Source organism: Aeromicrobium sp. IC_218, assembly GCF_004336805.1.
GTDB lineage: Bacteria > Actinomycetota > Actinomycetes > Propionibacteriales > Nocardioidaceae > Aeromicrobium.
The window spans coordinates 290,255-311,482 of the sequence record NZ_SJXM01000002.1; the positions used below are offsets into that span (position 1 = coordinate 290,255).

20 protein-coding genes are annotated in these 21,228 nt (G+C 71.9%); 4 read left to right on the forward strand and 16 right to left on the reverse strand.

Going from position 1 to position 21,228, the window contains the following annotated elements; all coding sequences use genetic code 11:
- Window positions 1-35: 35 nt before the first annotated feature.
- Genes E0W78_RS03435 through E0W78_RS03445 form a run of 3 tightly spaced genes read left to right on the forward strand, consistent with a single transcriptional unit; the run spans window position 36 to window position 1,542 of the window.
- A complete protein-coding gene (locus E0W78_RS03435) occupies window positions 36-572 on the forward strand; it encodes a GNAT family N-acetyltransferase (RefSeq protein ID WP_131402436.1) in 537 nt (178 codons plus the stop codon).
- Window positions 569-1,237: an AzlC family ABC transporter permease gene (locus E0W78_RS03440; RefSeq protein WP_131402437.1), complete on the forward strand. Its 669-nt coding sequence runs from the start codon at window positions 569-571 to the stop codon at window positions 1,235-1,237. Before E0W78_RS03435 ends, E0W78_RS03440 begins: the two co-directional genes overlap by 4 nt.
- Window positions 1,234-1,542 (forward strand): AzlD domain-containing protein, encoded by a 309-nt coding sequence (locus E0W78_RS03445; RefSeq protein WP_131402438.1) that lies wholly within the window; start codon window positions 1,234-1,236, stop codon window positions 1,540-1,542. The genes E0W78_RS03440 and E0W78_RS03445 overlap by 4 nt, the downstream gene beginning before the upstream one ends.
- Here the strand turns inward: E0W78_RS03445 and dapB are convergent, their stop codons facing one another.
- From dapB to rpsO, 9 genes are all read right to left on the reverse strand, one after another.
- The gene (gene dapB / locus E0W78_RS03450; RefSeq protein WP_131402439.1) at window positions 1,543-2,286 is read right to left on the reverse strand and encodes a 4-hydroxy-tetrahydrodipicolinate reductase; all 744 of its coding nucleotides are present in this window, start codon (window positions 2,284-2,286) and stop codon (window positions 1,543-1,545) included.
- 29 nt (window positions 2,287-2,315) lie between these two features.
- Window positions 2,316-3,653: an NADP-specific glutamate dehydrogenase gene (gene gdhA / locus E0W78_RS03455; protein ID WP_165570404.1), complete on the reverse strand. Its 1,338-nt coding sequence runs from the start codon at window positions 3,651-3,653 to the stop codon at window positions 2,316-2,318.
- Window positions 3,654-3,712: 59 nt separating this feature from the next.
- Complete coding sequence (locus E0W78_RS03460; RefSeq protein WP_131402441.1) at window positions 3,713-4,729, reverse strand: LacI family DNA-binding transcriptional regulator; 1,017 nt, start codon at window positions 4,727-4,729, stop codon at window positions 3,713-3,715.
- Window positions 4,726-6,114 (reverse strand): GH1 family beta-glucosidase, encoded by a 1,389-nt coding sequence (locus tag E0W78_RS03465; protein WP_131402442.1) that lies wholly within the window; start codon window positions 6,112-6,114, stop codon window positions 4,726-4,728. The genes E0W78_RS03460 and E0W78_RS03465 overlap by 4 nt, the downstream gene beginning before the upstream one ends.
- Window positions 6,111-6,932: a carbohydrate ABC transporter permease gene (locus E0W78_RS03470; protein ID WP_131402443.1), complete on the reverse strand. Its 822-nt coding sequence runs from the start codon at window positions 6,930-6,932 to the stop codon at window positions 6,111-6,113. Before E0W78_RS03470 ends, E0W78_RS03465 begins: the two co-directional genes overlap by 4 nt.
- 2 nt (window positions 6,933-6,934) lie before the next feature.
- On the reverse strand, window positions 6,935-7,960 hold the full coding sequence (locus tag E0W78_RS03475) for a sugar ABC transporter permease (RefSeq protein ID WP_131402444.1): 1,026 nt from the start codon (window positions 7,958-7,960) through the stop codon (window positions 6,935-6,937).
- Entirely contained in the window at window positions 7,960-9,240 is a 1,281-nt protein-coding gene (locus E0W78_RS03480) for an extracellular solute-binding protein (protein ID WP_131402445.1), read from the reverse strand. The genes E0W78_RS03475 and E0W78_RS03480 overlap by 1 nt, the downstream gene beginning before the upstream one ends.
- Window positions 9,241-9,486: 246 nt before the next feature.
- On the reverse strand, window positions 9,487-11,718 hold the full coding sequence (locus tag E0W78_RS03485) for a polyribonucleotide nucleotidyltransferase (RefSeq protein ID WP_131402446.1): 2,232 nt from the start codon (window positions 11,716-11,718) through the stop codon (window positions 9,487-9,489).
- A 225-nt stretch (window positions 11,719-11,943) separates the two neighbouring features.
- Complete coding sequence (gene rpsO, locus E0W78_RS03490; protein ID WP_131402585.1) at window positions 11,944-12,198, reverse strand: 30S ribosomal protein S15; 255 nt, start codon at window positions 12,196-12,198, stop codon at window positions 11,944-11,946.
- 176 nt (window positions 12,199-12,374) lie between these two features.
- On the opposite strand from rpsO, the gene E0W78_RS03495 reads away from it, so the two are divergent.
- On the forward strand, window positions 12,375-13,253 hold the full coding sequence (locus E0W78_RS03495) for an SGNH/GDSL hydrolase family protein (RefSeq protein ID WP_131402447.1): 879 nt from the start codon (window positions 12,375-12,377) through the stop codon (window positions 13,251-13,253).
- Here the strand turns inward: E0W78_RS03495 and E0W78_RS03500 are convergent.
- The 7 genes from E0W78_RS03500 to nusA all read right to left on the reverse strand — a co-directional run bounded on the left by E0W78_RS03500 (window position 13,250) and on the right by nusA (window position 21,225).
- Window positions 13,250-14,185 (reverse strand): bifunctional riboflavin kinase/FAD synthetase, encoded by a 936-nt coding sequence (locus E0W78_RS03500; protein WP_242686209.1) that lies wholly within the window; start codon window positions 14,183-14,185, stop codon window positions 13,250-13,252. The genes E0W78_RS03495 and E0W78_RS03500 overlap by 4 nt on opposite strands.
- Window positions 14,186-14,227: 42 nt before the next feature.
- Window positions 14,228-15,463 carry a phospholipase D-like domain-containing protein gene (locus E0W78_RS03505; RefSeq protein ID WP_207392612.1) on the reverse strand — a complete coding sequence of 412 codons (1,236 nt, stop codon included), beginning with the start codon at window positions 15,461-15,463 and terminating at the stop codon, window positions 14,228-14,230.
- A gap of 18 nt (window positions 15,464-15,481) precedes the next feature.
- Window positions 15,482-16,363 (reverse strand): tRNA pseudouridine(55) synthase TruB, encoded by an 882-nt coding sequence (gene truB / locus E0W78_RS03510; RefSeq protein ID WP_131402448.1) that lies wholly within the window; start codon window positions 16,361-16,363, stop codon window positions 15,482-15,484.
- On the reverse strand, window positions 16,360-16,797 hold the full coding sequence (rbfA, locus tag E0W78_RS03515) for a 30S ribosome-binding factor RbfA (protein ID WP_131402449.1): 438 nt from the start codon (window positions 16,795-16,797) through the stop codon (window positions 16,360-16,362). The genes truB and rbfA overlap by 4 nt, the downstream gene beginning before the upstream one ends.
- Before the next feature lie 75 nt (window positions 16,798-16,872).
- Window positions 16,873-19,704 carry a translation initiation factor IF-2 gene (gene infB / locus E0W78_RS03520; protein WP_131402450.1) on the reverse strand — a complete coding sequence of 944 codons (2,832 nt, stop codon included), beginning with the start codon at window positions 19,702-19,704 and terminating at the stop codon, window positions 16,873-16,875.
- Between the two features lie 139 nt (window positions 19,705-19,843).
- Complete coding sequence (locus E0W78_RS03525; RefSeq protein ID WP_347559422.1) at window positions 19,844-20,260, reverse strand: YlxR family protein; 417 nt, start codon at window positions 20,258-20,260, stop codon at window positions 19,844-19,846.
- On the reverse strand, window positions 20,155-21,225 hold the full coding sequence (gene nusA, locus E0W78_RS03530) for a transcription termination factor NusA (RefSeq protein WP_131402452.1): 1,071 nt from the start codon (window positions 21,223-21,225) through the stop codon (window positions 20,155-20,157). Before nusA ends, E0W78_RS03525 begins: the two co-directional genes overlap by 106 nt.
- Between the last annotated feature and the right edge of the window lie 3 nt (window positions 21,226-21,228).

The following is a 21,228-nucleotide window of genomic DNA, read 5'->3' on the forward strand; positions in this document are numbered from 1 at the left end:
ACAGCGCACCGACGTCCTGTGCGAGACTCGCGCCCGTGAACGGTGACGTGGGAGCCCGCCTGGCCTGGCCCGACGACGCCCCGGTGCTGGGGGCGCTCCAGCTCGCCGCGTGGCGTCACGACTACGCCGACACGCTCGGCCCCGCGCTGGTCGGCCTCACCGCCGACGACCTCGCCCGGCCGTGGGCGTCCGTGCTCGCCCGGCCGGCGGACGCCCGGGCGCGGGTGCTGGTCGCCACCGAGGGTCCGGACCTGCGCGGCTACGCGCTGCTGCACCCGGCCCAGGACGCCGACGCCGACCCGGTCGCCGACGGCGAGCTCGGCGAGCTGGTCGTCTCCCCCGACCACCGCGGGGCCGGCCACGGCTCGCGCCTGCTGCAGGCGGCCGCCGACACCCTGCTCGCCGACGGCTTCACCCGGGCGACGTGGTGGATCCCGTCGACCGCCGACGACGTCCGCGCGTTCGCGCTGGGCGCCGGGTGGGCCGCCGACGGCGCGTTCCGCGAGCTGGAGGGCCCCGGCGGGGCGCGGCTGCGCCAGGTCCGGCTGCACACCGCGCTGGTCGGGTCGTGAGCGACCGCCGGATCATCGCCGACTCGCTGGGCGTGGCCGTGCCGACCGGCGCGTACGGCGTCTCGTTCGGCGCCATCGGCGTGACGTCGGGGCTGGACGTGCTGCAGACCTGCCTGCTGTCGCTGCTCGTCTTCACCGGCGCGTCGCAGTTCGCGTTCATCGGCGTCGTCGCCTCCGGCGGCAACCCGTTCGCCGGCACCGCGACCGCGATCCTGCTCGGCACGCGCAACACCTTCTACGGCATCAGCCTGGCCCCGCTGCTGCGCCTGCGTGGCGCCGCACGACTGCCGGCCGCGCACGTCGTCATCGACGAGTCCACCGCGATGGCGCTGGGCCAGGACGACACCCGCTCGGCGCGTGTCGCCTTCTGGTGGACCGGCGTCGGCATCCTCGTGCTCTGGAACCTGTTCACGCTGCTCGGCGCCCTGGCCGGCAAGGCGATCGGCGACCCGCGCACGTACGGCCTGGACGCCGCGGTGGGTGCCGCGTTCCTCGCGCTGCTGTGGCCGCGGCTGACCACCTGGCACGCGCGCATGGTGGCGCTCGTGGGCGCCGCCGCCGCGACCGGTCTGGTGCCTCTCACGCCCGCGGGGGTCCCGATCATCGCCGGCGGCGCGGTCGCCGTCCTGGTCGGGCTGCTGACGCAGAAGGGACGGACGGCGTGACGCTCTGGCTCGCGATCGGCGTGCTCGTGGTGGGCACCTACGTGCTGAAGCTGGCCGGCCTGGCCGTCCCCCAGCGCGTGCTGGACCATCCCTTCACGCGCCGGGTCTCCGACCTCATCCCGGTGGCGCTGCTCGGCGCGCTCGTGGCCGTGCAGGTGCTCGGCGCGGGGTCGGCCGTCGTGCTCGACGCCCGCGCCGTCGCCCTGGTCGCGGCGGCGATCATGCTGTCGCTGCGGATGTCGTTCCTGCCCGTGGTGGTGGGCGCCGCCCTGGTCGCCGCGCTCGTGCGCGCGCTGCCGTTCTAGCTACAGGCCGAGGATCGCGTCGAGCCCGAGCGTGACGCCGGGGCGCTGCGGCACGGCGCGGACGGCGGCGAGCACGCCGGGCATGAACGACTCGCGGTGCGAGGAGTCGTGCCGGATGGAGAAGATCTCGCCCGGGTCGCCGAGCAGCACCTCCTGCGAGGCGGTGAACCCGCGCATGCGCACCGCGTGCACGGGGATGCCGTCGACCGTGGCGCCGCGCGAGCCGTCGGGGTCGGTGCGGGTCGCGTCGGGCAGCGGCGCCGAGCCGGCCTCGCGGCGGGCGGCGGCGATCAGCTCGGCCGTCCGGACGGCCGTGCCCGAGGGCGCGTCGACCTTGTCCGGGTGGTGCATCTCGACGACCTCGACCGACTCGAAGAAGGGGGCGGCGATCGCGGCGAACCGCATCATGAGCACCGCACCGATCGAGAAGTTCGGCGCCACGACCACGCCGACGCCCGGGTGGTCGGCCAGCAGCGCGCGCACCTGCTCGACCTTGGCGTCGTCGAAGCCGGACGTGCCGACGACGACGTGGATGCCGTGCTCGACGCAGAACCGGACGTGCTCCAGCGCGACGTCCGGACGGGTGAGCTCGACGGCGACCTCGGCCCCCGCCTCGACGATGGCCTCGAGCGGGTCGCCGGACCCGATCTCGGCGACGACCTCCAGGCCGTCGGCGGCACCGACGGCCTTGACCGCCTCCGTGCCCATGCGTCCCTTGGCTCCCAGCACCGCGACCCGTGTCATGGCGCCGATGCTATCGACCGCCGTCCGGCTCAGATGACGCCCTGGGCGACCATCGCGTCGGCCACCTTGGTGTAGCCGGCCAGGTTCGCGCCCATGACGTAGCTGCCCGGCTCGCCGTAGCGCGCCGCCGTCTCCACGCAGGACGTGTGGATGTCGCGCATGATCGTGCGCAGCCGGTCCTCGGTGTAGCCGAACGCCCACGAGTCGCGGCTGGCGTTCTGCTGCATCTCCAGCGCGCTGGTGGCGACGCCGCCGGCGTTGGCCGCCTTGCCCGGGGCGAACGCGACGTCCGCCTCGCGGAAGATCGCCACCGCCTCGGGCGTGCACGGCATGTTGGCGCCCTCCGCGACCAGCCGGGCCCCGTTCTTGACCAGGACGCGGGCGTGGTCGGCCTCGAGCTCGTTCTGGGTCGCACAGGGCAGCGCGACGTCGCACGGGACGTCCCAGATCGAGCCGTCGGCGACGTGCGTGGCCGACGGACGCTCGTCCGCGTACGCCGTCAGCCGCTCGCGACGGGTCTCCTTGACGTCGCGCAGGAGGGCCAGGTCGATGCCGTCCTCGTCGACGACGTAGCCGGCGGAGTCCGAGCACGCCACGACGGTCGCGCCCAGGGCCTGCGCCTTCTGGATGGCGTACGTCGCCACGTTGCCCGAGCCGGACACCACGACGCGCTTGCCCTCGAGCGACTCGCCCCGGGCCGCGAGCATCTCGGCGGCGAAGAAGACGGTGCCGAAGCCGGTGGACTCCGTGCGCACCTGCGAACCGCCCCACGACAGACCCTTGCCGGTGAGGACCCCGGACTCGTAGCGGTTCGTGATGCGCTTGTACTGGCCGAACAGGTACCCGATCTCGCGGCCGCCCACGCCGATGTCGCCCGCCGGCACGTCGGTGTACTCGCCGATGTGGCGGTAGAGCTCGGTCATGAACGACTGGCAGAAGCGCATGATCTCGGCGTCCGAGCGTCCCTTGGGGTCGAAGTCCGAGCCGCCCTTGCCGCCACCGATCGGCATGCCGGTGAGCGCGTTCTTGAACACCTGCTCGAACGCGAGGAACTTGATGATGCTGAGGTTGACCGACGGGTGGAACCGCAGGCCGCCCTTGAACGGGCCGAGCGCGGAGTTGAACTCGACGCGGAAGCCGCGGTTGATGTGCACCACGCCCGCGTCGTCGGTCCACGGGACGCGGAAGATGATCTGCCGCTCGGGCTCGCAGATCCGCGACAGGATCGACCACTGCGTGTAGTCGGGCCGGCTGTCGGCGATGGGCGCGAGGCTGAGCATCACCTCCAGGACGGCCTGGTGGAACTCGGGCTCCCCGGGGTTGCGCTGGAGCACGGCCTCGAAGGACGGACGGAGGGCGGGGTGCAGCTGCTCGATCACTCCAGCAGCGTAACGACGCTCCTCCGCCGCCCCGGGTGGGGCATGTCTCAGGACGTGCCGCCCACCGCGAGCTCGACCGGCAGCACGAGCTGCTCGGGCCCGCCGGGCGTGCCCTCGACGTGGCGCAGCACCATGCGCGCCATCTCGCGGCCCAGCCGGTCCAGCGGCTGCACCACGGTGGTCAGCGGCGGCTCGTGCGACGCGGCGCGCGGGATGCCGTCGAACCCGACCACGGCGACGTCGCCGGGCACGGAACGGCCGGCCTCGCGCAGCGCGCGGATCGCGCCGAGCGCCATGAGGTCGCTGGCCGCGAAGACGGCGTCGAGGTCGGGCCGCCGCTCCAGCAGCGCGCGGGTGGCCGCGTGGCCGGACGCCTCGCTGAAGTCGCCCTCGGCGACGAGGGCCGGGTCGGCGGCGAGCCCGGCGTCGCGCAGCGCGTCGCCGTAGCCGTCGCGCCGGTCGCGGCCGGCGGTCATGCCCTGGGGGCCGGTGACGGTCGCGACCGTGCGGCGTCCGCGCTTGAGCAGGTGCTGCACGGCGGTGCGGGCGCCGGCCCGGTTGTCGACGTCGACGTAGGACGCCTCCGGCCAGCGCTCGGACCGGCCGCCCAGCACGGTCGGGATGCCGCGCGCGCTGAGGTCGACCGGGAGGGCTCCGTCGTCGTGGATCGACAGCGCCAGCACGCCGTCGACGTGGGCCGGCGACAGGAAGCCGTGCAGCCGGTCGGCCTGCTCCGCGGACTGGACGAGCGACAGCACGAGCTGGCGCGACGCGTCGGCGAGCTCGGCGGAGATGCCGCGCACCACCCCGGCGAAGAACGGCTCGCCGAAGATGCGCTCCTCGGACTCGGCGATGACCAGGGCCACCATGCCCGTGCGGCGCGTGACCAGGGCGCGGGCGGCCTGGTTGGGCACGTAGCCCAGGTCGGCGACGGCCTGCAGCACCGCCTCGCGGGTGCGCGGCGACACCTGCGAGGAGCCGTTGATGACGCGCGACGCCGTGCCGCGCCCGACTCCGGCGCGCGCGGCGACCTGCTCCAGGGTCGGCGGCCCCACGGCGCTCACCCGGCGCTGCTCCCGTCGCGCGGGACGCCGGTCCGGCCGGCCTGTCCGCGGTGGGCGTTCATGAGGTCTTTGTACCAGTGCGCGCTGTCCTTGAGCGTGCGCTCCTGGGTGTCGTAGTCGACGTGGACGATGCCGAAGCGCGACGCGTACCCCTCGGCCCACTCGAAGTTGTCCATGAGCGACCAGGCGAAGTAGCCCCGGACGTCGGCGCCGGACCGGCAGGCGTCGGTCACCGCGGCGAGGTGGTCGCGCAGGAACGCCACGCGCCGCTCGTCGTGCACCGCGCCGTCCTCCAGCACGTCGTCGAAGGCCGCGCCGTTCTCGGTGATGTACATCGGCAGCGGCGGGTACTCGCGGTGCAGGCGCTCCAGCACCTCGGTGAGGCCGGCCGGGTCGACGTCCCAGCCGAGCGCCGTCTTGGGCACGTCGCGGCTGTGGAACTGGGCGAACGACGCCGACGGCCACGGCGTGGCGCCCACCACGTGACGCGTGTAGTAGTTGACGCCGAGGAAGTCCAGGGCCGGCGACATCGTCTCGAGGTCGCCGTCGTGGACGAACGACGCGTCGGTGACGCTGCGGACGTCCTCGAGCACGTCGGCCGGGTAGCTGCCGCGCAGCATCGGGTCCAGGAACCAGCGGTTCATCAGGCCGTCGACGCGGCGCACGGCGTCGTCGTGGCGTCCGGAGTCGTCGACCGGGCTGACCGGGTAGAGGTTGACGGTGACGCCGACCTTCGCGTCCGGCACGGCCGCGCGCAGCCGATCGACGGCCATCCCGTGGCCCAGCATGAGGTGGTGCGAGGCGGCCAGGGCGTCGGCCGGGTCGGTGCGGCCGGGCGCGTGCACGCCGCTGCCGTAGCCCAGGAACGCCGAGCACCACGGCTCGTTGAGCGTGATCCAGTGCTTGACCCGGTCCCCCAGCGCCTCGGCGGCGAGGGTCGTCATGTCGGCGAAGCGCTCCGCGGTCTCGCGCAGCGGCCAGCCGCCGGCCTGCTCGAGCTCGAGCGGCAGGTCCCAGTGGTACAGAGTGATCCACGGCGTGATGCCGCGCTCCAGGAGCCGGTCGACCAGGCGGTCGTAGAAGTCGACGCCCAGCTGGTTGGCCGGGCCCTTGCCGCCGGGCTGCAGCCGCGGCCACGACAGCGACAGCCGGTAGGCGTCCACGCCGAGCCCGGTCATGAGCTCCACGTCGTCCTCCCAGCGCCGGTAGTGGTCGCAGCCGGGCTCGCCGGTGTCGCCGTCGCGGACGCGACCGGGGGTCGCGCAGAAGTCGTCCCAGATGGACGGCGTGCGGCCGTCCACGTCCACCGCTCCCTCGATCTGGAACGAGGACGTCGCGACGCCCCAGGTGAAGTCGTGGCGCAGTGCCGAGAGGTCGAGCGTCATGCCTTGAGACCGCCTTCCATGATGCCGCCGATGATCTGGCGGCCGAAGATGATGAAGACCACGACGAGCGGCAGGGTGCCCATGAGGGTCCCGGCCATCACCAGCGCCTGGTCGGTGTAGTAGCCGCCGGACAGGCGCGACAGCGCGACCTGCACGGTGGGGTGCTCGGCGTCGAGCGCGAGGTAGGGCCACAGGAAGTCGTTCCAGCGCTCCATGAACGTCAGCAGCCCGAGCACGGCCGCCGCCGGGCGCAGCACCGGGAACACGATGCTGCGGAAGATCCGCCACGTGGACGCGCCGTCGAGCCGCGCGGCCTCGATGAGCTCGTCGGGGATGGCCTGGCTGGCGTACTGACGCATCATGAACACGCCGAACCCGGTCACCAGGAACGGCAGGATCACCGACGACAGCTGGCCGTTGAGCCCCAGCTTGTTCATGAGCATGTACAGCGGCACCAGGCCGAGCTGCACCGGGATCATCATCGTGCCGACGACGACCAGCAGCAGCGCGTTGCGGCCGCGGAACCTCAGCTTCGCGAACGCGAACCCGGCCAGCGACGAGCACACGACCACCGAGACGGTGGTGACGCCGGCGACGATCAGGCTGTTGAGCAGCGCCTGGCCGAAGATGACGTCCTCGTTGGCGAAGACCCGCTCGATGTTGTCGAACAGCTCCCCGCCGGGGACGAGCGGCGGCGGGACGCTGAGGATCTCGCTGGTGGTGCGCGAGGCCATGACCAGCATGAAGTACAGCGGCGCGATGGAGAGCAGGGCCGTGAGGGCCAGGGCCACGTAGAGGGTGACGGGAGCACGTCGCATGGTCAGTCCGCCGATCGGATGCGTCGCAGGAGCAGGAGGTTGACGGCCGACACCACGCCGATGAGCAGGAACAGCACCCAGGCGATCGTGGCGGCGTACCCGAAGCGCTGGCCGGTGAAGGCCTCCTGCACCAGGTACATCGCGACGGTCTGGTACTGGCCGGTGGTGCCGCCCGCGATGGCGTTGACGCCGGAGCCGAAGAGAAGCGGCTCGGTGAAGAGCTGGACGCCGCCGATGGTGGCCACGATGGTCACGAAGACGAGCGTGGGACGCAGCATGGGCACGGTGATGCTCCAGAACTGCCGCCAGGCGGAGGCCCCGTCGATCCGGGCCGCCTCGTACAGCTCCTTGGGCACCGACTGCAGGGCCGCGAGCAGGATCAGCGCGTTGTAGCCGGTCCAGCGCCAGTCGACCATCACCGAGATGGCCAGCCAGGACGACCAGCGGTGCGCCTGCCAGTCGATCGCGCCGATGCCGACCGAGTCCAGCGCCCAGTTCACGATGCCGAAGTCCCGGGCGAAGATGAGCGAGAAGATGATGCCGACCGCGGCCACCGACGTGACGTTCGGGACGAGCACGCTCATCCGCCAGAACGTCCGCGCACGCAGTCCGTGGTTGAGCGCCTGGGCCAGCAGCGTGGCCAGCACCAGCTGCGGGATCGTCGCGATGACGAAGATGCCCATCGTGTTGACCAGCGCCCGCCAGAACTGGCTGTCGGTGGCCAGGTCCTGGTAGTTGCCCAGGCCCACGAAGCCCTCGTTGCCCGACAGCAGGCTCCAGTCGTGCATCGAGACCCAGGCCGTGTACAGCAGCGGGAACAGGCCGAAGACGGCGAAGATCAGGAAGAACGGCGAGACGAACAGGTAGGGCGCGACGCGCGCCTCGGTCCCCCGCCGTCCGCCCCCGCCACGCTTCCGCCAACCGCGTGGGGCCCGCACCGCCTGGAGGGTCGGTGCGGGCACCACGGGGCCGGTGGCGGACGTGCGCCGCGCCTGGGTGGCACGCTCGGCGCGACGCACGTCCGACATCAGCGGGCCGCCTTCTCGGCGTCCGAGACGGCCGTCGTCCAGCCCTTGGCCGCCGACCGCTGTCCGTTCTCCACGCTGCGCATCGCGTTCTCGACCGCGTCACGCACCGGGACGTTCTTGGTGCCCAGGTACACCGGCTGCAGGCTGCTCGCGCCGGCCACGAAGAGCTGACCGGTCGGGGCGTCGCTGAAGTACTCGTTGGTGTCCTCGGTCAGCGCCGGGTCGTCGTACAGCGCGGGCAGGGACGGCAGGCGTCCGGCCGACTCGTAGGCCAGCATCTGGCCCTCCTCGCCGCTGAGGTACTCGACGAGCTCGACGGCCAGCTCCTGGTGCTTGCTGGACTTGGGCACGCCCAGCCAGGAACCGCCCCAGTTGCCGCCGCCACCGGGCACCGTGGCGATGTCCCACAGTCCCTTGCCGGCGTCGCCGGCCTGCTCGGTGATGTACGCGGTCATCCAGGCCGGGCACGCGACGGTCGCGAACGAGCCGTTCTTGAAGCCGGCGTTCCACTCGTCGGAGAAGGCGACCAGCTTGGCGCTCAGGTCGGCGTCGATCATCTTCATCGCGGTGTCCCACGACGACTTCACCGCCGGGTTCTCCTCGACGACGAGCTCGTCGTCGCGGTCGAAGTACGTGTAGTCGCCGCTCTGCATGAGGATCGAGTTGTAGTTGTTCGTGGCGGCGTCGATGAAGTGGACCTTGTCGTCCTTGATGCCGCTCTGGAACTTCTTGCCGACCTCGATGAAGTCGTCCCAGGTGGTCCACTGCTTGGCCAGCTCGGCCCGGTCGGTCGGCAGGCCGGCCTTCTCGAACAGGTCGCGGCGGTAGCACATGGCCAGGCCGCCGACGTCGGTGCCGAGGCCGATGGTGGTCTTGCCGTCCGCGGTCGTCGCCTTGTCCCACACCCAGGGCAGCCACTGGTCCTTGGTGTCGCCGGCGGCGTCCTGCAGGTTCACGAACTTGTCGGCCGCGGCCAGGAAGGAGACCGTCTGGCCCTCCTCGATCGCCACCACGTCGCCCGCGGAGCCGTTCGCCGCGATCTGCTGGCTGAGCTTGGTGTTGTACTTGCCCAGGTCGCCCTCGGCGGTCTCCACGATCTTGACGCCCGGGTGGTCCTTCTCGAACTGCTCGTAGGCCTTCTCGTAGCCGAACTTGCCGAACAGGTTCACCCGGAGCGTGACGTCGCCGTCGTCGCCGCTCGAACCCCCGCAACCGGCCGCGACCGCAGCCGTCACGAGCGTCAGCACAGCGGCGCCGACGAGCTGTCGTGTGGTCTTCACGTCATGCCTCCTTGACTGCCCCGCCGGCCCGGACGGCCCTCTGTGGGAGCGTTCCCACGAGTATGACCGGGGTCACATTCGGCGTCAAGGACTTTTTGGGAGCGTTCCCAAGTCATGCGGTCCGCGACCGATCCTGCCCCGTGCGCGGGGTCAGCCGACCGGCCCCTCCGCTCCGGGACGGTCCGGGAACGACGACGCCGGCGCCCGGGCACGTGGCCCGGACGCCGGCGCGTCAGGAGGGACGGATCAGGCCTCGGTGGCCGACTCCTCGGCGGGGGCCTCCTCGGAGGCCTCCTCCTTGCCCTCGACGACGGGGATCAGCGAGAGCTTGCCGCGGTCGCCGAGCTCGGCGATCTCGACCTGGATCTTCTGGCCGACCGACAGGACGTCCTCGACGTTGTTCACGCGCTGGCCGCCGTTGAGCTCGCGCAGCTTGCTGATGTGCAGCAGGCCGTCCTTGCCCGGGAGCAGCGAGATGAACGCGCCGAAGTCGACCGTCTTGACGACGGTGCCGAGGTAGCGCTCGCCGACCTCGGGCATCGTCGGGTTGGCGATCGCGTTGATCGCCGCGCGGGCGGCGTCGGCGGCGTCGCCGTTGTCGGCGCCGATGTAGACGGTGCCGTCGTCCTCGAGCGAGATCTTCGCGCCCGTGTCGTCCTGGATCTGGTTGATCATCTTGCCCTTCGGGCCGATGACCTCGCCGATCTTGTCGACCGGGATCTTGATGCTGATGATCCGCGGGGCGAAGGGGCTCATCTCGTCCGGCACGTCGATGGCCTCGGCCATGACGTCCAGGATCGTGAAGCGGGCCTCACGGGCCTGCTTCAGCGCGCCACCCAGCACGTCGGCGGGGATGCCGTCGAGCTTGGTGTCCAGCTGCAGCGCGGTGACGAACTCGCGCGTGCCGGCGACCTTGAAGTCCATGTCGCCGTAGGCGTCCTCGGCTCCGAGGATGTCGGTCAGCGTCACGTACTCGGTCTTGCCGTCGAGCTCGCCCGAGATCAGGCCCATGGCGATGCCGGCGACCGGCGCGCGCAGCGGCACACCGGCGTTGAGCAGGCCGAGGGTCGAGGCGCAGACCGAGCCCATCGACGTCGAGCCGTTGGAGCTCAGCGCCTCGGAGACCTGACGGATCGCGTAGGGGAACTCCTCGCGCGGGGGCAGGACGGGCATGAGCGCCCGGCCGGCCAGCGCGCCGTGGCCGATCTCGCGACGCTTGGGCGAGCCCACGCGTCCGGTCTCACCGGTGGAGAACGGCGGGAAGTTGTAGTTGTGCATGTAGCGACGCGTCTTCTCGGGCGAGAGCGTGTCGAGCTTCTGCTCCAGGTCGAGCATGTTCAGCGTGGTGACGCCCAGGATCTGGGTCTCGCCGCGCTGGAACAGCGCCGAGCCGTGCACGCGCGGGATGACGCCGACCTCGGCGGACAGCTCGCGGATGTCGGCCAGGCCACGACCGTCGATGCGCACCTTGTCGCGCAGCACGCGCTCGCGCACCAGGGCCTTGGTCAGGGAGCGCAGCGCGGCGCCGAGCTCCTTCTCGCGGCCGGCGAAGCGCTCGCCGAGCTGGTCGACGACGTCGGCCTTGATCTCGGACTCGCGGGCCTCGCGGTCGGCCTTGCTGACGATGGTCAGCGCCTGCTTCATCGACTCCGAGGCGATCTCGGCGACCGCGTCGTAGGCGTCGTCCTCGTAGTCGAGGAAGACCGGGAAGTCCTGGACGGGCTTCGCGGCGGACGACGCGAGCTCGGCCTGGGCCTCGCACATCTGCTTGATGACGGCCTTGGCCGCCTCCATGCCCTCGGCGACGACCTCCTCGGTCGGCGCCTGGACGCCGGCCTGGACGAGCTCCCACGTCTTCTCGGTGGACTCGGCCTCGACCATCATCACGGCGACGTCGTCACCGGCGACACGGCCGGCGATGACCATGTCGAAGACGGCGTCCTCGAGCTGGGCGTGGGTCGGGAACGCGACCCACTGACCATCGATGAGCGCGATGCGCGTGGCACCGATGGGGCCCGAGAACGGCAGGCCGGAGATCTGCGTGGACGCCGACGCGGCGTTGATCGCCAGGACGTCGTACGGCGTGTCGGGGTTGAGCGCCATGACCGTGATGACGACCTGGACCTCGTTGCGCAGGCCCTTCTTGAAGGTCGGGCGCAGCGGGCGGTCGATCAGGCGGCAGGTCAGGATGGCGTCCTCGCTGGGACGGCCCTCGCGACGGAAGAACGAGCCGGGGATGCGGCCCGCGGCGTACATGCGCTCCTCGACGTCGACCGTCAGCGGGAAGAAGTCGAAGTGGTCCTTCGGCTGCTTGCTGGCGGTGGTCGTCGACAGCAGCATCGTGTCGTCGTCGAGGAACGCGGACACGGCGCCGCCGGCCTGGCGGGCCAGGAGGCCGGTCTCGAAGCGCACGGTGCGCGTGCCGAAGCGGCCGTTGTCGATGGTCGTCTCGACCGAGTGGACGGTGGGTTCGGACATGGAAGTCCCTTCCGCGGGCACGATGCCCGCTCGTCGGGACGAGGACGCCGGCCGGCGCTGGTGGTGCCGATCTTCGATCGAGGCCCGCGGGACGTCGTCCCGAGAGCCACTACCGAGGACCGGGCTCGTCGTGCCTGGCGGCCTCGTCCGGTGGTGTTGGTACTTGTTCAGTTGTGGGAGGTGCAGCAGAGGCGGCCACCCGGTGGGTGACCGCCTCCTGTCACGTCAGCGACGCAGGCCGAGACGCTCGATCAGCGAGCGGTAGCGCTCGATGTCGTTGTTCTGCAGGTAGTTCAGCAGGCGACGACGCTGACCGACGAGCAGCAGCAGGCCACGACGGCTGTGGTGGTCGTGCTTGTGCTCCTTGAGGTGCTCGGTCAGGTGCGCGATGCGACCCGTGAGCAGAGCGATCTGGACCTCCGGGGAGCCGGTGTCGCCCTCCGCGGTCGCGTACTCCTTGATGATGTCCGCCTTGGACATGTCCACGACGGTGGGGGCGGCAGTCTTCTTCGACATGTGACTCCTGTGGGTCTCGTTGCACGGCGCGCCCGGGCCGGTTCACCGGGGCACTCTCTGTCCGTGGCCGTTCTGACGGCGTCCCCAGCCTACCAGCGCGGTGATCCCCGGCGGTAATCCCATCGCCTACGCTGCGTCGCATGCGTCTGCGATCCCGAACCAGCGCCGCCCTGTGCGCGGCCGCCCTGCTCGTCCTGCCCGCCTGCTCCGGCGGTGACGACGACTCCTCCTCCGACGAGGCCTCCGCCGCCTCCGCCGACGCCGTGCGCTACGTCGCCCTGGGCGACTCGTACACCGCGGGCCCCTCGATCAACCCGGTCGACGGCGACTCGGGCGAGTGCGGTCGCTCGACGAAGAACTACCCGAGCGTGCTGGCCGAGGAGCTCGACGTCGCGTCGTTCACCGACGTGAGCTGCAGCGGCGCGACGTCGGAGAACATCCTGAAGGCCGTGCCGATCCCCGGCACGACCGAGCCCGTCCCGGCCCAGCTCGACGCCGTGGACGAGAGCACCTCGCTGGTCACCGTCGGCATCGGCGGCAACGACGACGGTCTCTTCAGCAGCCTGGCCACGGTCTGCGTCGCGCCCGGCGACGCCTGCGGCACCTACCTGAGCAAGAAGCTGCCCCGGGTGCTCGCCGCCACGTCCGAGCGGGTCACCGCCGTGCTCGACGCGGTGCAGCAGAAGGCGCCCGAGGCCGAGGTGCTGCTGGTCGGCTACCTGCGCGTCACCGCCGACGGCCAGAGCTGCGACGTGCTCGGCGGCAGCGGCGTCGACACGTCCGGCGTCGTGCAGGGCGAGAAGCAGATCGACGCGGCGCTCTCCAAGGCCGCGCAGGCGGCCGGCGTCACCTACGTGTCGATGACCGCGGAGTCCGAGGACCACCACGCCTGCAGCGACGACCCGTGGACCAACGGGCTGAACGCCCCGCTCGGGGACGGCGTCGGGCTGCACCCGAACGCCGAGGGCATGGAGGCCGTCGCCGACGCGGTGGCCGAGGCGGCGGGACAGGACTCCTAGAGCGCCAGGAGGGCGCGGGTGCGCGCGACGTCGTCGTGCATCCGCGCCACCAGGGCGTCGATGCCGTCGAAGCGCTCCATCTCGCGCACGGGGGCGACCAGCTCGACGCGCACCTGCTCGCCGTACAGGTCCAGGTCGTCGCGGTCGAGCACGTACGACTCGACGCGGCGCTCGGTGCCGTCGAAGGTCGGGTTCGACCCGACGGAGATCGCGGCGGGCAGTCGCTCGCCGGACGCACGCACGAGCCAGCCGGCGTAGACCCCGTCCGGCGGCACGGCGTACGCCTCGTCGACCGGCACGTTGGCGGTCGGGAAGCCCAGCTCGCGGCCGCGGCGGTCGCCGCCCACGATCGTGCCCGTGACCTCGACCGGTCGGCCCAGCACCTCGGCCGCCTCGTCGAGCCGGCGCTCGGCCACGAGCTCGCGGACGCGGGTGGACGAGAACGCCTCCCCGTCCCCGAGCAGGCGGCGGTCGTCGACGGCGAAGCCGAGCCGCTCCCCCGCCGCACGCAGGTACTCCACGTCGCCCTGGGCCTTGTGGCCGAAGCGGAAGTTGTCGCCGACGACGACGTTGGCCGCGTGCAGCTGGTCGACCACGACGCGGGTCACGAACTCCTCGGGACTCCACGACGCCATCTCGCGGTCGAAGTCCAGCACGTACACCTCGTCGGCGCCCGCCTCGCGCAGCAGCTCGATCCGCCGCTCGATGGACGTCAGGCGCTTCGGGGCGTGGGCCGGGGCGATGACCTCCAGCGGGTGCGGGTGGAACGTGACCGCCACGGTGGCGATGCCACGACGCCGCGCGTCCTCGCGGGTGTGCTCCAGCACCAGCCGGTGCCCGCGGTGCACGCCGTCGAAGTTGCCGATGGTCACCACGCACGCGTTCGTGCGCGGCACGCCCGTCGCTCCGTCCACCTCAGCCCAGATCGCCACGCCGGACACTGTAGCCACCCGGCGCCGGCGCGGCAGGACCGCTCAGAGGAACGGGCGGAGCGGGGCGAGCAGCAGCTCGCAGCCCTTGGCGATGTACGGACGACGCGACCACTCGTCGCGGGTCAGCTCGCGCGCGTGGGCCACGTCGTTGGCGAACACCGTCTCGAGGTGGCCGGCGAACCCCTCGTCGAGGATCTCGAGGTTGATCTCGTAGTTGCCGGTCAGGCTCAGCCGGTCGATGTTGGCGGTGCCGACGGTCGACCAGATGCCGTCGATCGTCGCGGTCTTCGCGTGCACCATGGCGTCCTGGTACAGGAAGATCCGCACGCCGCCGTCGAGCAGCGAGGAGTAGAACCCGCGCGAGAGCCAGTCGGCCAGCACGTGGTTCGACACCTCGGGCACGAGGATGCGCACGTCCACGCCACGGCGCGCGGCCTCGAGCAGCCCGCGGAGGATGTCGTGGTCGGGGATGAAGTACGCCGCGGTGATGTAGACGTGGTCGCTGGCCCGATCGATCGCCTCCAGGTACATCCCCCGGATCGGGAAGTGCAGCACGCGCGGCACGTTGCGGTGCGCCCGCACGTGCGCGCCCCAGCTGGACGCGCCGGACTCCCGGATGATCCGGTCGGGGCTGCGCAGGTTCCAGAAGTCGACGAAGGCGTTGTCCAGGTCCCACACCGCCGGGCCGGTGATGCGCACGTGGGTGTCGCGCCACTCGGTGGCGTACAGCGAGCCGATGTTGTACCCGCCGACGTAGCCGACCACGTCGTCGACGACCAGGATCTTGCGGTGGTCGCGGCCGTAGCGGCGGAAGTCGAAGATGCGCCAGCCGGGACCGAACACCGGGTAGCGCAGCACCTGGACCGGCGGGCGGAAGCGCAGGAAGCTCGGCGGCACCACGAGGTTGGCGAAGGCGTCGTAGACGACCCGCACCTCCACGCCACGGTCGGCGGCGGCCTCGAGCGCCGCCTTGAACCGCCGACCGGTCGCGTCGGCCTTGATGATGTAGGTCTCGAACAGGACGCGGTGCTGGGCGTTCTCGATCGCCGCGATCATGTCCTCGAACAGGTCCTCGCCGTAGGTGTAGACCGTGGCGACGTTCTCGTCGAGGGGCAGCGGCACCGGCGGGGTGACGGGGAACTCCGCCGCGTGGTCGCCGCGCAGGATCTTGCGCACCTTCGTGGTGCCCATGAGCGCGGCGACCACCGTCGCCTGGGCGGCCAGCAGCGTCAGGAGCGCGCGGCGCAGGAGTCGGCCCGGGCGCATGCGGTCTGCCATGGCGATCACCCTAGGGGCTCAGACGAACACGGCGACCGGACGCGCCGTGGCGCCGGCCTGCTCGTAGAGCGCCAGGAAGTGCCCCTGGGGGTCGAGCACGGCGACCGGGCCCCCGTCGCCACCGAGGTCGGTCGCGGTGAGCCGCCGGCCGAAGCGGACGTCGGCGGCGCTGCGCTCGTCGGCCGTCCAGGTGGTGAAGGAGCTGCGGGCGACGTCGTCCATGCCGACGACCTCGAACGACTCCTCCAGCTGCTCCAGGGTGCGGGCCTGGTCGAGCGTGAAGCCGCCGACGCGCGTGCGGCGCAGCATCGTCAGGTGCCCGCCGACGCCCAACGCCGCGCCGGCGTCACGGGCCAGGGCGCGCACGTACGTGCCGCTGGAGCACACGACCCGGACGTCGACGTCGGTGACGCCGGCGCCGGGGCGCAGGTCAGTGACCTCCAGGGTCGAGACGGTGACCGGGCGGGCCGCCAGCTCGACGTCCTCTCCCCCGCGCACCCGGGCGTACGAGCGCTGGCCGTCGACCTTGATCGCCGACACCGACGACGGCACCTGCATGATGTCGCCGCGCAGCGGCGCGAGCGCCGCCTCGACGGCCGCGGCGTCGACGTCGCCGGCCGGGGCCGACGACGTCACCTCGCCCTCGGCGTCGTCGGTGACCGTGGACTGGCCGAGGCGGACGGTGGCCAGGTACTCCTTCTCGGTCGTCATGAGGTGACCGAGAAGGCGGGTGGCCCGGTTGACGCCGAGCACGAGCACGCCGGTCGCCATGGGGTCCAGCGTGCCGGCGTGGCCGACCTTGCGGGTGCCGGCCAGCCGGCGGGTGCGTCCGACGACGTCGTGGGACGTCCACCCGGCCGGCTTGTCGACGACGACGATGCCGGCGACGGGCTCGCTCACGCGTCCTCGTCGTCCGCGTCGTCCTTCTTCTTGTACGGGTCGGGGTCACCGGCGAACTCGGCGCCGGCGGCCCGCGCCGCCACCTCCTCGTCGCGCTTGCGCGCCCGCTCGAGCAGCTCCTCGATCGCCTTGGCGTTCTCGGGGACGGCGTCGAGGTGGAACTCCAGCGACGGCGTGTGGCGCACGCCGAGCTGCTTGCCGACCTCGGAGCGGATGACGCCCTTGGCGCTCTCGAGCGCCTGCGCGGTGCCGTCGATCGCCTTCTGGTCGCCCATGACGGTGTAGAACACCGACGCGTGCTGGGCGTCGCCGGTCAGCCGGACGTCCGTGATGGTCACGAAGCCCAGGCGGGGGTCCTTGATGCGGCGCTCCAGCATCTCGGCGACGACGACCTTGATGCGGTCGGCCACCTTGTTCACGCGGGGTCCGGGCACTGCTCCTCCTAGGGTGAGACGTCGGCCCGGCCTCCCGCAGCTGCGGAAGACCGGGCCGACATGGTCGTGCGACGGTCAGTCGCGCGGCTTCTCGCGCATCTCGAACGTCTCGATGACGTCGCCGATCTTGATGTCGTTGAAGCCCCGCAGGACGATGCCGCACTCGAAGCCCTCGCGGACCTCGCTGACGTCGTCCTTCTCGCGGCGCAGGCTCGCGAGGTCGAGGTTGTCGGCCACCACGGTGCCGTCGCGCAGCAGGCGAGCCTTGCTGTTGCGGCGGATCGTGCCGGACTGGACCATGCAGCCGGCGATGTTGCCGATCTTGGACGAGCGGAAGATGTCGCGGATCTCCGCCGTGCCCAGCTGGGCCTCCTCGAACTCGGGCTTGAGCATGCCCTTGAGCGCCGCCTCGATCTCCTCGATCGCCTGGTAGATGATCGAGTAGTAGCGGATGTCGACGCCCTCGCGGTCGGCCAGCTCGGTGGCCTTGCCCTGCGGCCGCACGTTGAAGCCGATGATGACGGCGTTGGAGGCGGCAGCCAGGTCGACGTTGGTCTCGGTGATCGCACCGACACCGCGGTCGATGACCCGCAGCGCGACGTCCTCGCCGACGTCGATCTGGGCCAGCGAGTCCTCCAGCGCCTCGACGGCACCGGAGCTGTCGCCCTTGAGGATGAGCAGCAGCTCGTCGGTCTCGCCCTTCTCCATCGAGGACATGAAGTCCTCGAGGGTGCGGCGACCGCTGCGCTTGGCCAGCGTGGCGTTGCGCTCGCGGGCCTCGCGCTTCTCGGCAATCTGACGGGCCAGACGGTCGTCCTCGACCACCATGAAGTTGTCACCGGCACCGGGCACGGCCGTGAGGCCGAGTACCAGCGCAGGACGCGACGGGGTCGCCTCCTCGATGTTGTCGCCGTGCTCGTCGAGCATCGCGCGGACACGGCCGAAGGCCGGACCGGCGACGAGCGAGTCACCGACACGCAGCGTGCCGCGCTGGACGAGCACCGTGGCGACCGGGCCGCGACCGCGGTCCAGGTGCGCCTCGATGGCGACGCCCTCGGCGTGCTGGTGCGGGTTGGCCCGCAGGTCGAGCTCGGCGTCGGCGGTCAGGATGATCGCCTCGAGCAGGCCCTCGATGTTGAGGCCGGCACGAGCCGAGACGTCGACGAACATCGTGTCTCCGCCGTACTCCTCGGGGACCAGGCCGTACTCGGTCAGCTGACCGCGAGCCTTCGTCGGGTCGGCGTCGGGCTTGTCGATCTTGTTGACCGCGACGACGATCGGCACACCGGCGGCCTTGGCGTGGTTGAGCGCCTCGACCGTCTGCGGCATGACGCCGTCGTCGGCCGCCACCACCAGCACCGCGATGTCGGTGGACTGCGCACCACGGGCACGCATGGCGGTGAACGCCTCGTGACCGGGCGTGTCGATGAAGGTGATCGCGCGCTCGTTGCCGTCGACCTCGGTCGTGACCTGGTAGGCGCCGATGGCCTGGGTGATGCCGCCGGCCTCCTTCGCGACCACGTTCGTGCTGCGGATCGCGTCCAGCAGCTTGGTCTTTCCGTGGTCGACGTGGCCCATGACCGTGACGACCGGCGGACGGGCCACCAGGTCCTCCTCGGAGCCCTCGTCCTCGCCGAAGCCGAGGCTGAAGGACTCGAGCAGCTCGCGGTCCTCGTCCTCGGGCGAGACGACCTGGACGTCGTAATTCAGCTCCTCGCCGAGGATCTGCAGCGTCTCGTCGTTGACCGACTGGGTCGCGGTGACCATCTCGCCCAGGTGGAACAGCACCTGGACCAGGGACGCCGCGTCCACGCCGATCTTCTCGGCGAAGTCGGTCAGCGAGGCGCCGCGCGCCATGCGCACGACCTCGCCGTTGCCCTTGCGGACGCGGACGCCGCCGATGGCGGGCGCCTGCATCTGGTCGAACTCTTGACGCTTCGCGCGCTTGCTCTTGCGTCCGCGACGGGCGGGACCGCCGGGGCGACCGAAGGCGCCCTGCGTGCCACCACGTCCACCGGGACGGTTGCCACCACCGCCGGGGCGACCGGCGAAGCCGCCGGGAGCGCCACCGCCGGGACGACCGGCACCGGCGAAGCCGCCGCCACCGCCGCCACCACCGGGACGACCGCCGCCGGCACCACCGGGACGACCACCGGGTCCACCGGGGCCACGACCGCCCGGGCCGGGACGACCGCCGGGACCGCCCGGGCCGCGACCGGCCGGGCCGGGACGCTGGAGACCGGACTGCTTGGGCATCATCGCCGGGTTGGGGCGCGGCATGCCCGGACGCGGCGCGGCAGCGCCACCCTGACCACCCTCACGGGCGGCCGGCGGACGCGGCGGGCGCTCCTGCTGCATGCCCTGCTTCGACGAGAACGGGTTGTTGCCCGGACGAGCGCCGGGACGACCCGGGCCGGGACGCGGACCGGGGGCCGCGGGACGCGGACCGGGGGTGCGCGGCGGCGTCGGCGCCTGGGGGGCGGCCGACTCGGGCGCCGGCGGAGCCGCCGGAGCGGGCTTCGGGGCGGCGGGACCGGGGACCGGACCACGCGGCTTGGCCGGGGCCGGAGCGGCGGGGGCCTCGGCGGCCGGAGCAGCCGGTGCCTCGGTCGCAGCAGCGGGGGCCTCGGGAGCCGGGGCGGCGGGCGCCTCGGCGACCGGAGCCTTGGGGCCGGGCTTGGGCGCCGCCTTGTCGGCGGGCTTGGCGGCCGCCTTCTTGGCGCCGCCCTTCTTCGCGCCCTGGGCGCGCAGCGCGTCGCCGTGCTCCTCGGTGAGGCGGCGGACGACCGGCGCCTCGATCGTGGACGAGGCGGACTTCACGTACTCGCCCATGTCCTTGAGGGTGGACAGGACGACCTTGCTCTCAACACCGAACTCGCGGGCGAGCTCGTGGACTCTGACAGCCACACTTCTCCTTCAGGGGGCCCACACCCTGAAGGGCGCAGACCACTAGTTGTCGTACAGGCTCATCGGAAAGAACTCATCGAGTGCTCATGAGCGAGTGCTCCGATTTCGTCTCGGGGGCCCTGGGTGGGCCCCGCCGGGTTTACGTGGGTCGTGCGGGTGGTGCGTGCCCCGCGTCGGGTGCCAGCTGCTCGACGACCGAGGTCAGGTCGAGCGTGCCGGCGACACGCAGGGCCCGGCCGAACGCCTTGCGGCGCTGGGCCAGCTCCAGGCATCCGGGATCGGGGTGCAGGTGCGCCCCTCGGCCCGGAAGTCGGCCGTCACGGTCGAGGACCACCGTCACCGGCGAGTCCCCCGTCGCGACGACACGTACCAGGGTGGATTTCTCCGCTCGCTCTCGACAACCGATGCACGTGCGGATCACCAACGACGAGTCTAGCGGCTCCCTGGTCGTCACGCGCCGCCGGGCGCGCCGGGACGACCGGACGCGCCGCCGCCGGCGGGTGCCGACGGCTGGTCGCCGCGCGGGTCGGTGTCCGAGCGGATGTCGATGCGCCACCCGGTCAGACGCGCGGCGAGCCGGGCGTTCTGGCCCTCCTTGCCGATCGCCAGCGACAGCTGGAAGTCGGGCACGACCACGCGGGCGGCCTTGGCCGCGGGGTCGACGAGCGTGACGCTCTTCACCTGCGAGGGCGACAGCGCGTGGGCGATGAACTCGGCCGGCTCGTCGCTGTGGTCGACGATGTCGATCTTCTCGCCGTGCAGCTCGCTCATGACGTTGCGCACGCGCTGGCCCATCGGGCCGATGCAGGCGCCCTTGGCGTTGACGCCCTGGGCGCGCGAGCGGACGGCGATCTTGCTGCGGTGACCGGCCTCGCGGGCGATCTCGACGATCTCGACCGTGCCGTCGGCGATCTCGGGCACCTCGAGCTCGAACAGCTTCTTCACCAGGCCCGGGTGCGTGCGCGAGACGCGAACACGAGGACCGCGCATGCCCTTCTCGACCGAGTAGACGTACGCCTTGACCCGCTCGCCGTGGCTGTAGGTCTCGCCGGGGACGCGCTCGGTGGCCGGCAGCAGCGCCTCGAGCCGGCCCAGGTTGATCAGGACGTCCTGCGGGTCACGGCCCTGCTGGACGACGCCGGAGACGATGTCGCCCACCTTGCCGGAGAACTCGCCGAACTTCTGCTCGTCCTCGGCGTCGCGCAGCCGCTGCATGATCAGCTGGCGCGCAACGGTGGCGGCGTAGCGGCCGAAGTCCTGGGGCGTGTGGTCGAACTCCTCGCTGAAGCGGGGCGCGGGACGCTCCTCGCCCTCGGCGGGCGGGGGCGTCTCGAGCCGCTCCTTGGCCCAGACGGTCACGTGGCCGGTCTTGCGGTCGAGCTCGACGCGCGCGTGGGAGTGGGCGTCGCTCGTCTTGTGGTACGCCGAGAGCAGGGCCTGCTCGATGGCCTCGACGACGACGTCGAAGGAGATGTCCTTCTCGCGCTCGAGGAGGCGGAGGGCGGCGATGTCGATGTCCATGGT

Bases quoted from the DNA above. Each gene is read 5' to 3' on its own strand.
- E0W78_RS03495 (WP_131402447.1), top strand. From the start codon at position 12,375: ATGCGTCTGCGATCCCGAACCAGCGCCGCCCTGTGCGCGGCCGCCCTG.
- E0W78_RS03465 (WP_131402442.1), bottom strand. From the start codon at position 6,114: ATGACGCTCGACCTCTCGGCACTGCGCCACGACTTCACCTGGGGCGTC.
- E0W78_RS03475 (WP_131402444.1), bottom strand. From the start codon at position 7,960: ATGTCGGACGTGCGTCGCGCCGAGCGTGCCACCCAGGCGCGGCGCACG.
- rpsO (WP_131402585.1), bottom strand. From the start codon at position 12,198: ATGTCCAAGGCGGACATCATCAAGGAGTACGCGACCGCGGAGGGCGAC.
- dapB (WP_131402439.1), bottom strand. From the start codon at position 2,286: ATGACACGGGTCGCGGTGCTGGGAGCCAAGGGACGCATGGGCACGGAG.
- nusA (WP_131402452.1), bottom strand. From the start codon at position 21,225: ATGGACATCGACATCGCCGCCCTCCGCCTCCTCGAGCGCGAGAAGGAC.
- E0W78_RS03505 (WP_207392612.1), bottom strand. From the start codon at position 15,463: ATGGCAGACCGCATGCGCCCGGGCCGACTCCTGCGCCGCGCGCTCCTG.
- E0W78_RS03485 (WP_131402446.1), bottom strand. From the start codon at position 11,718: ATGTCCGAACCCACCGTCCACTCGGTCGAGACGACCATCGACAACGGC.
- E0W78_RS03470 (WP_131402443.1), bottom strand. From the start codon at position 6,932: ATGCGACGTGCTCCCGTCACCCTCTACGTGGCCCTGGCCCTCACGGCC.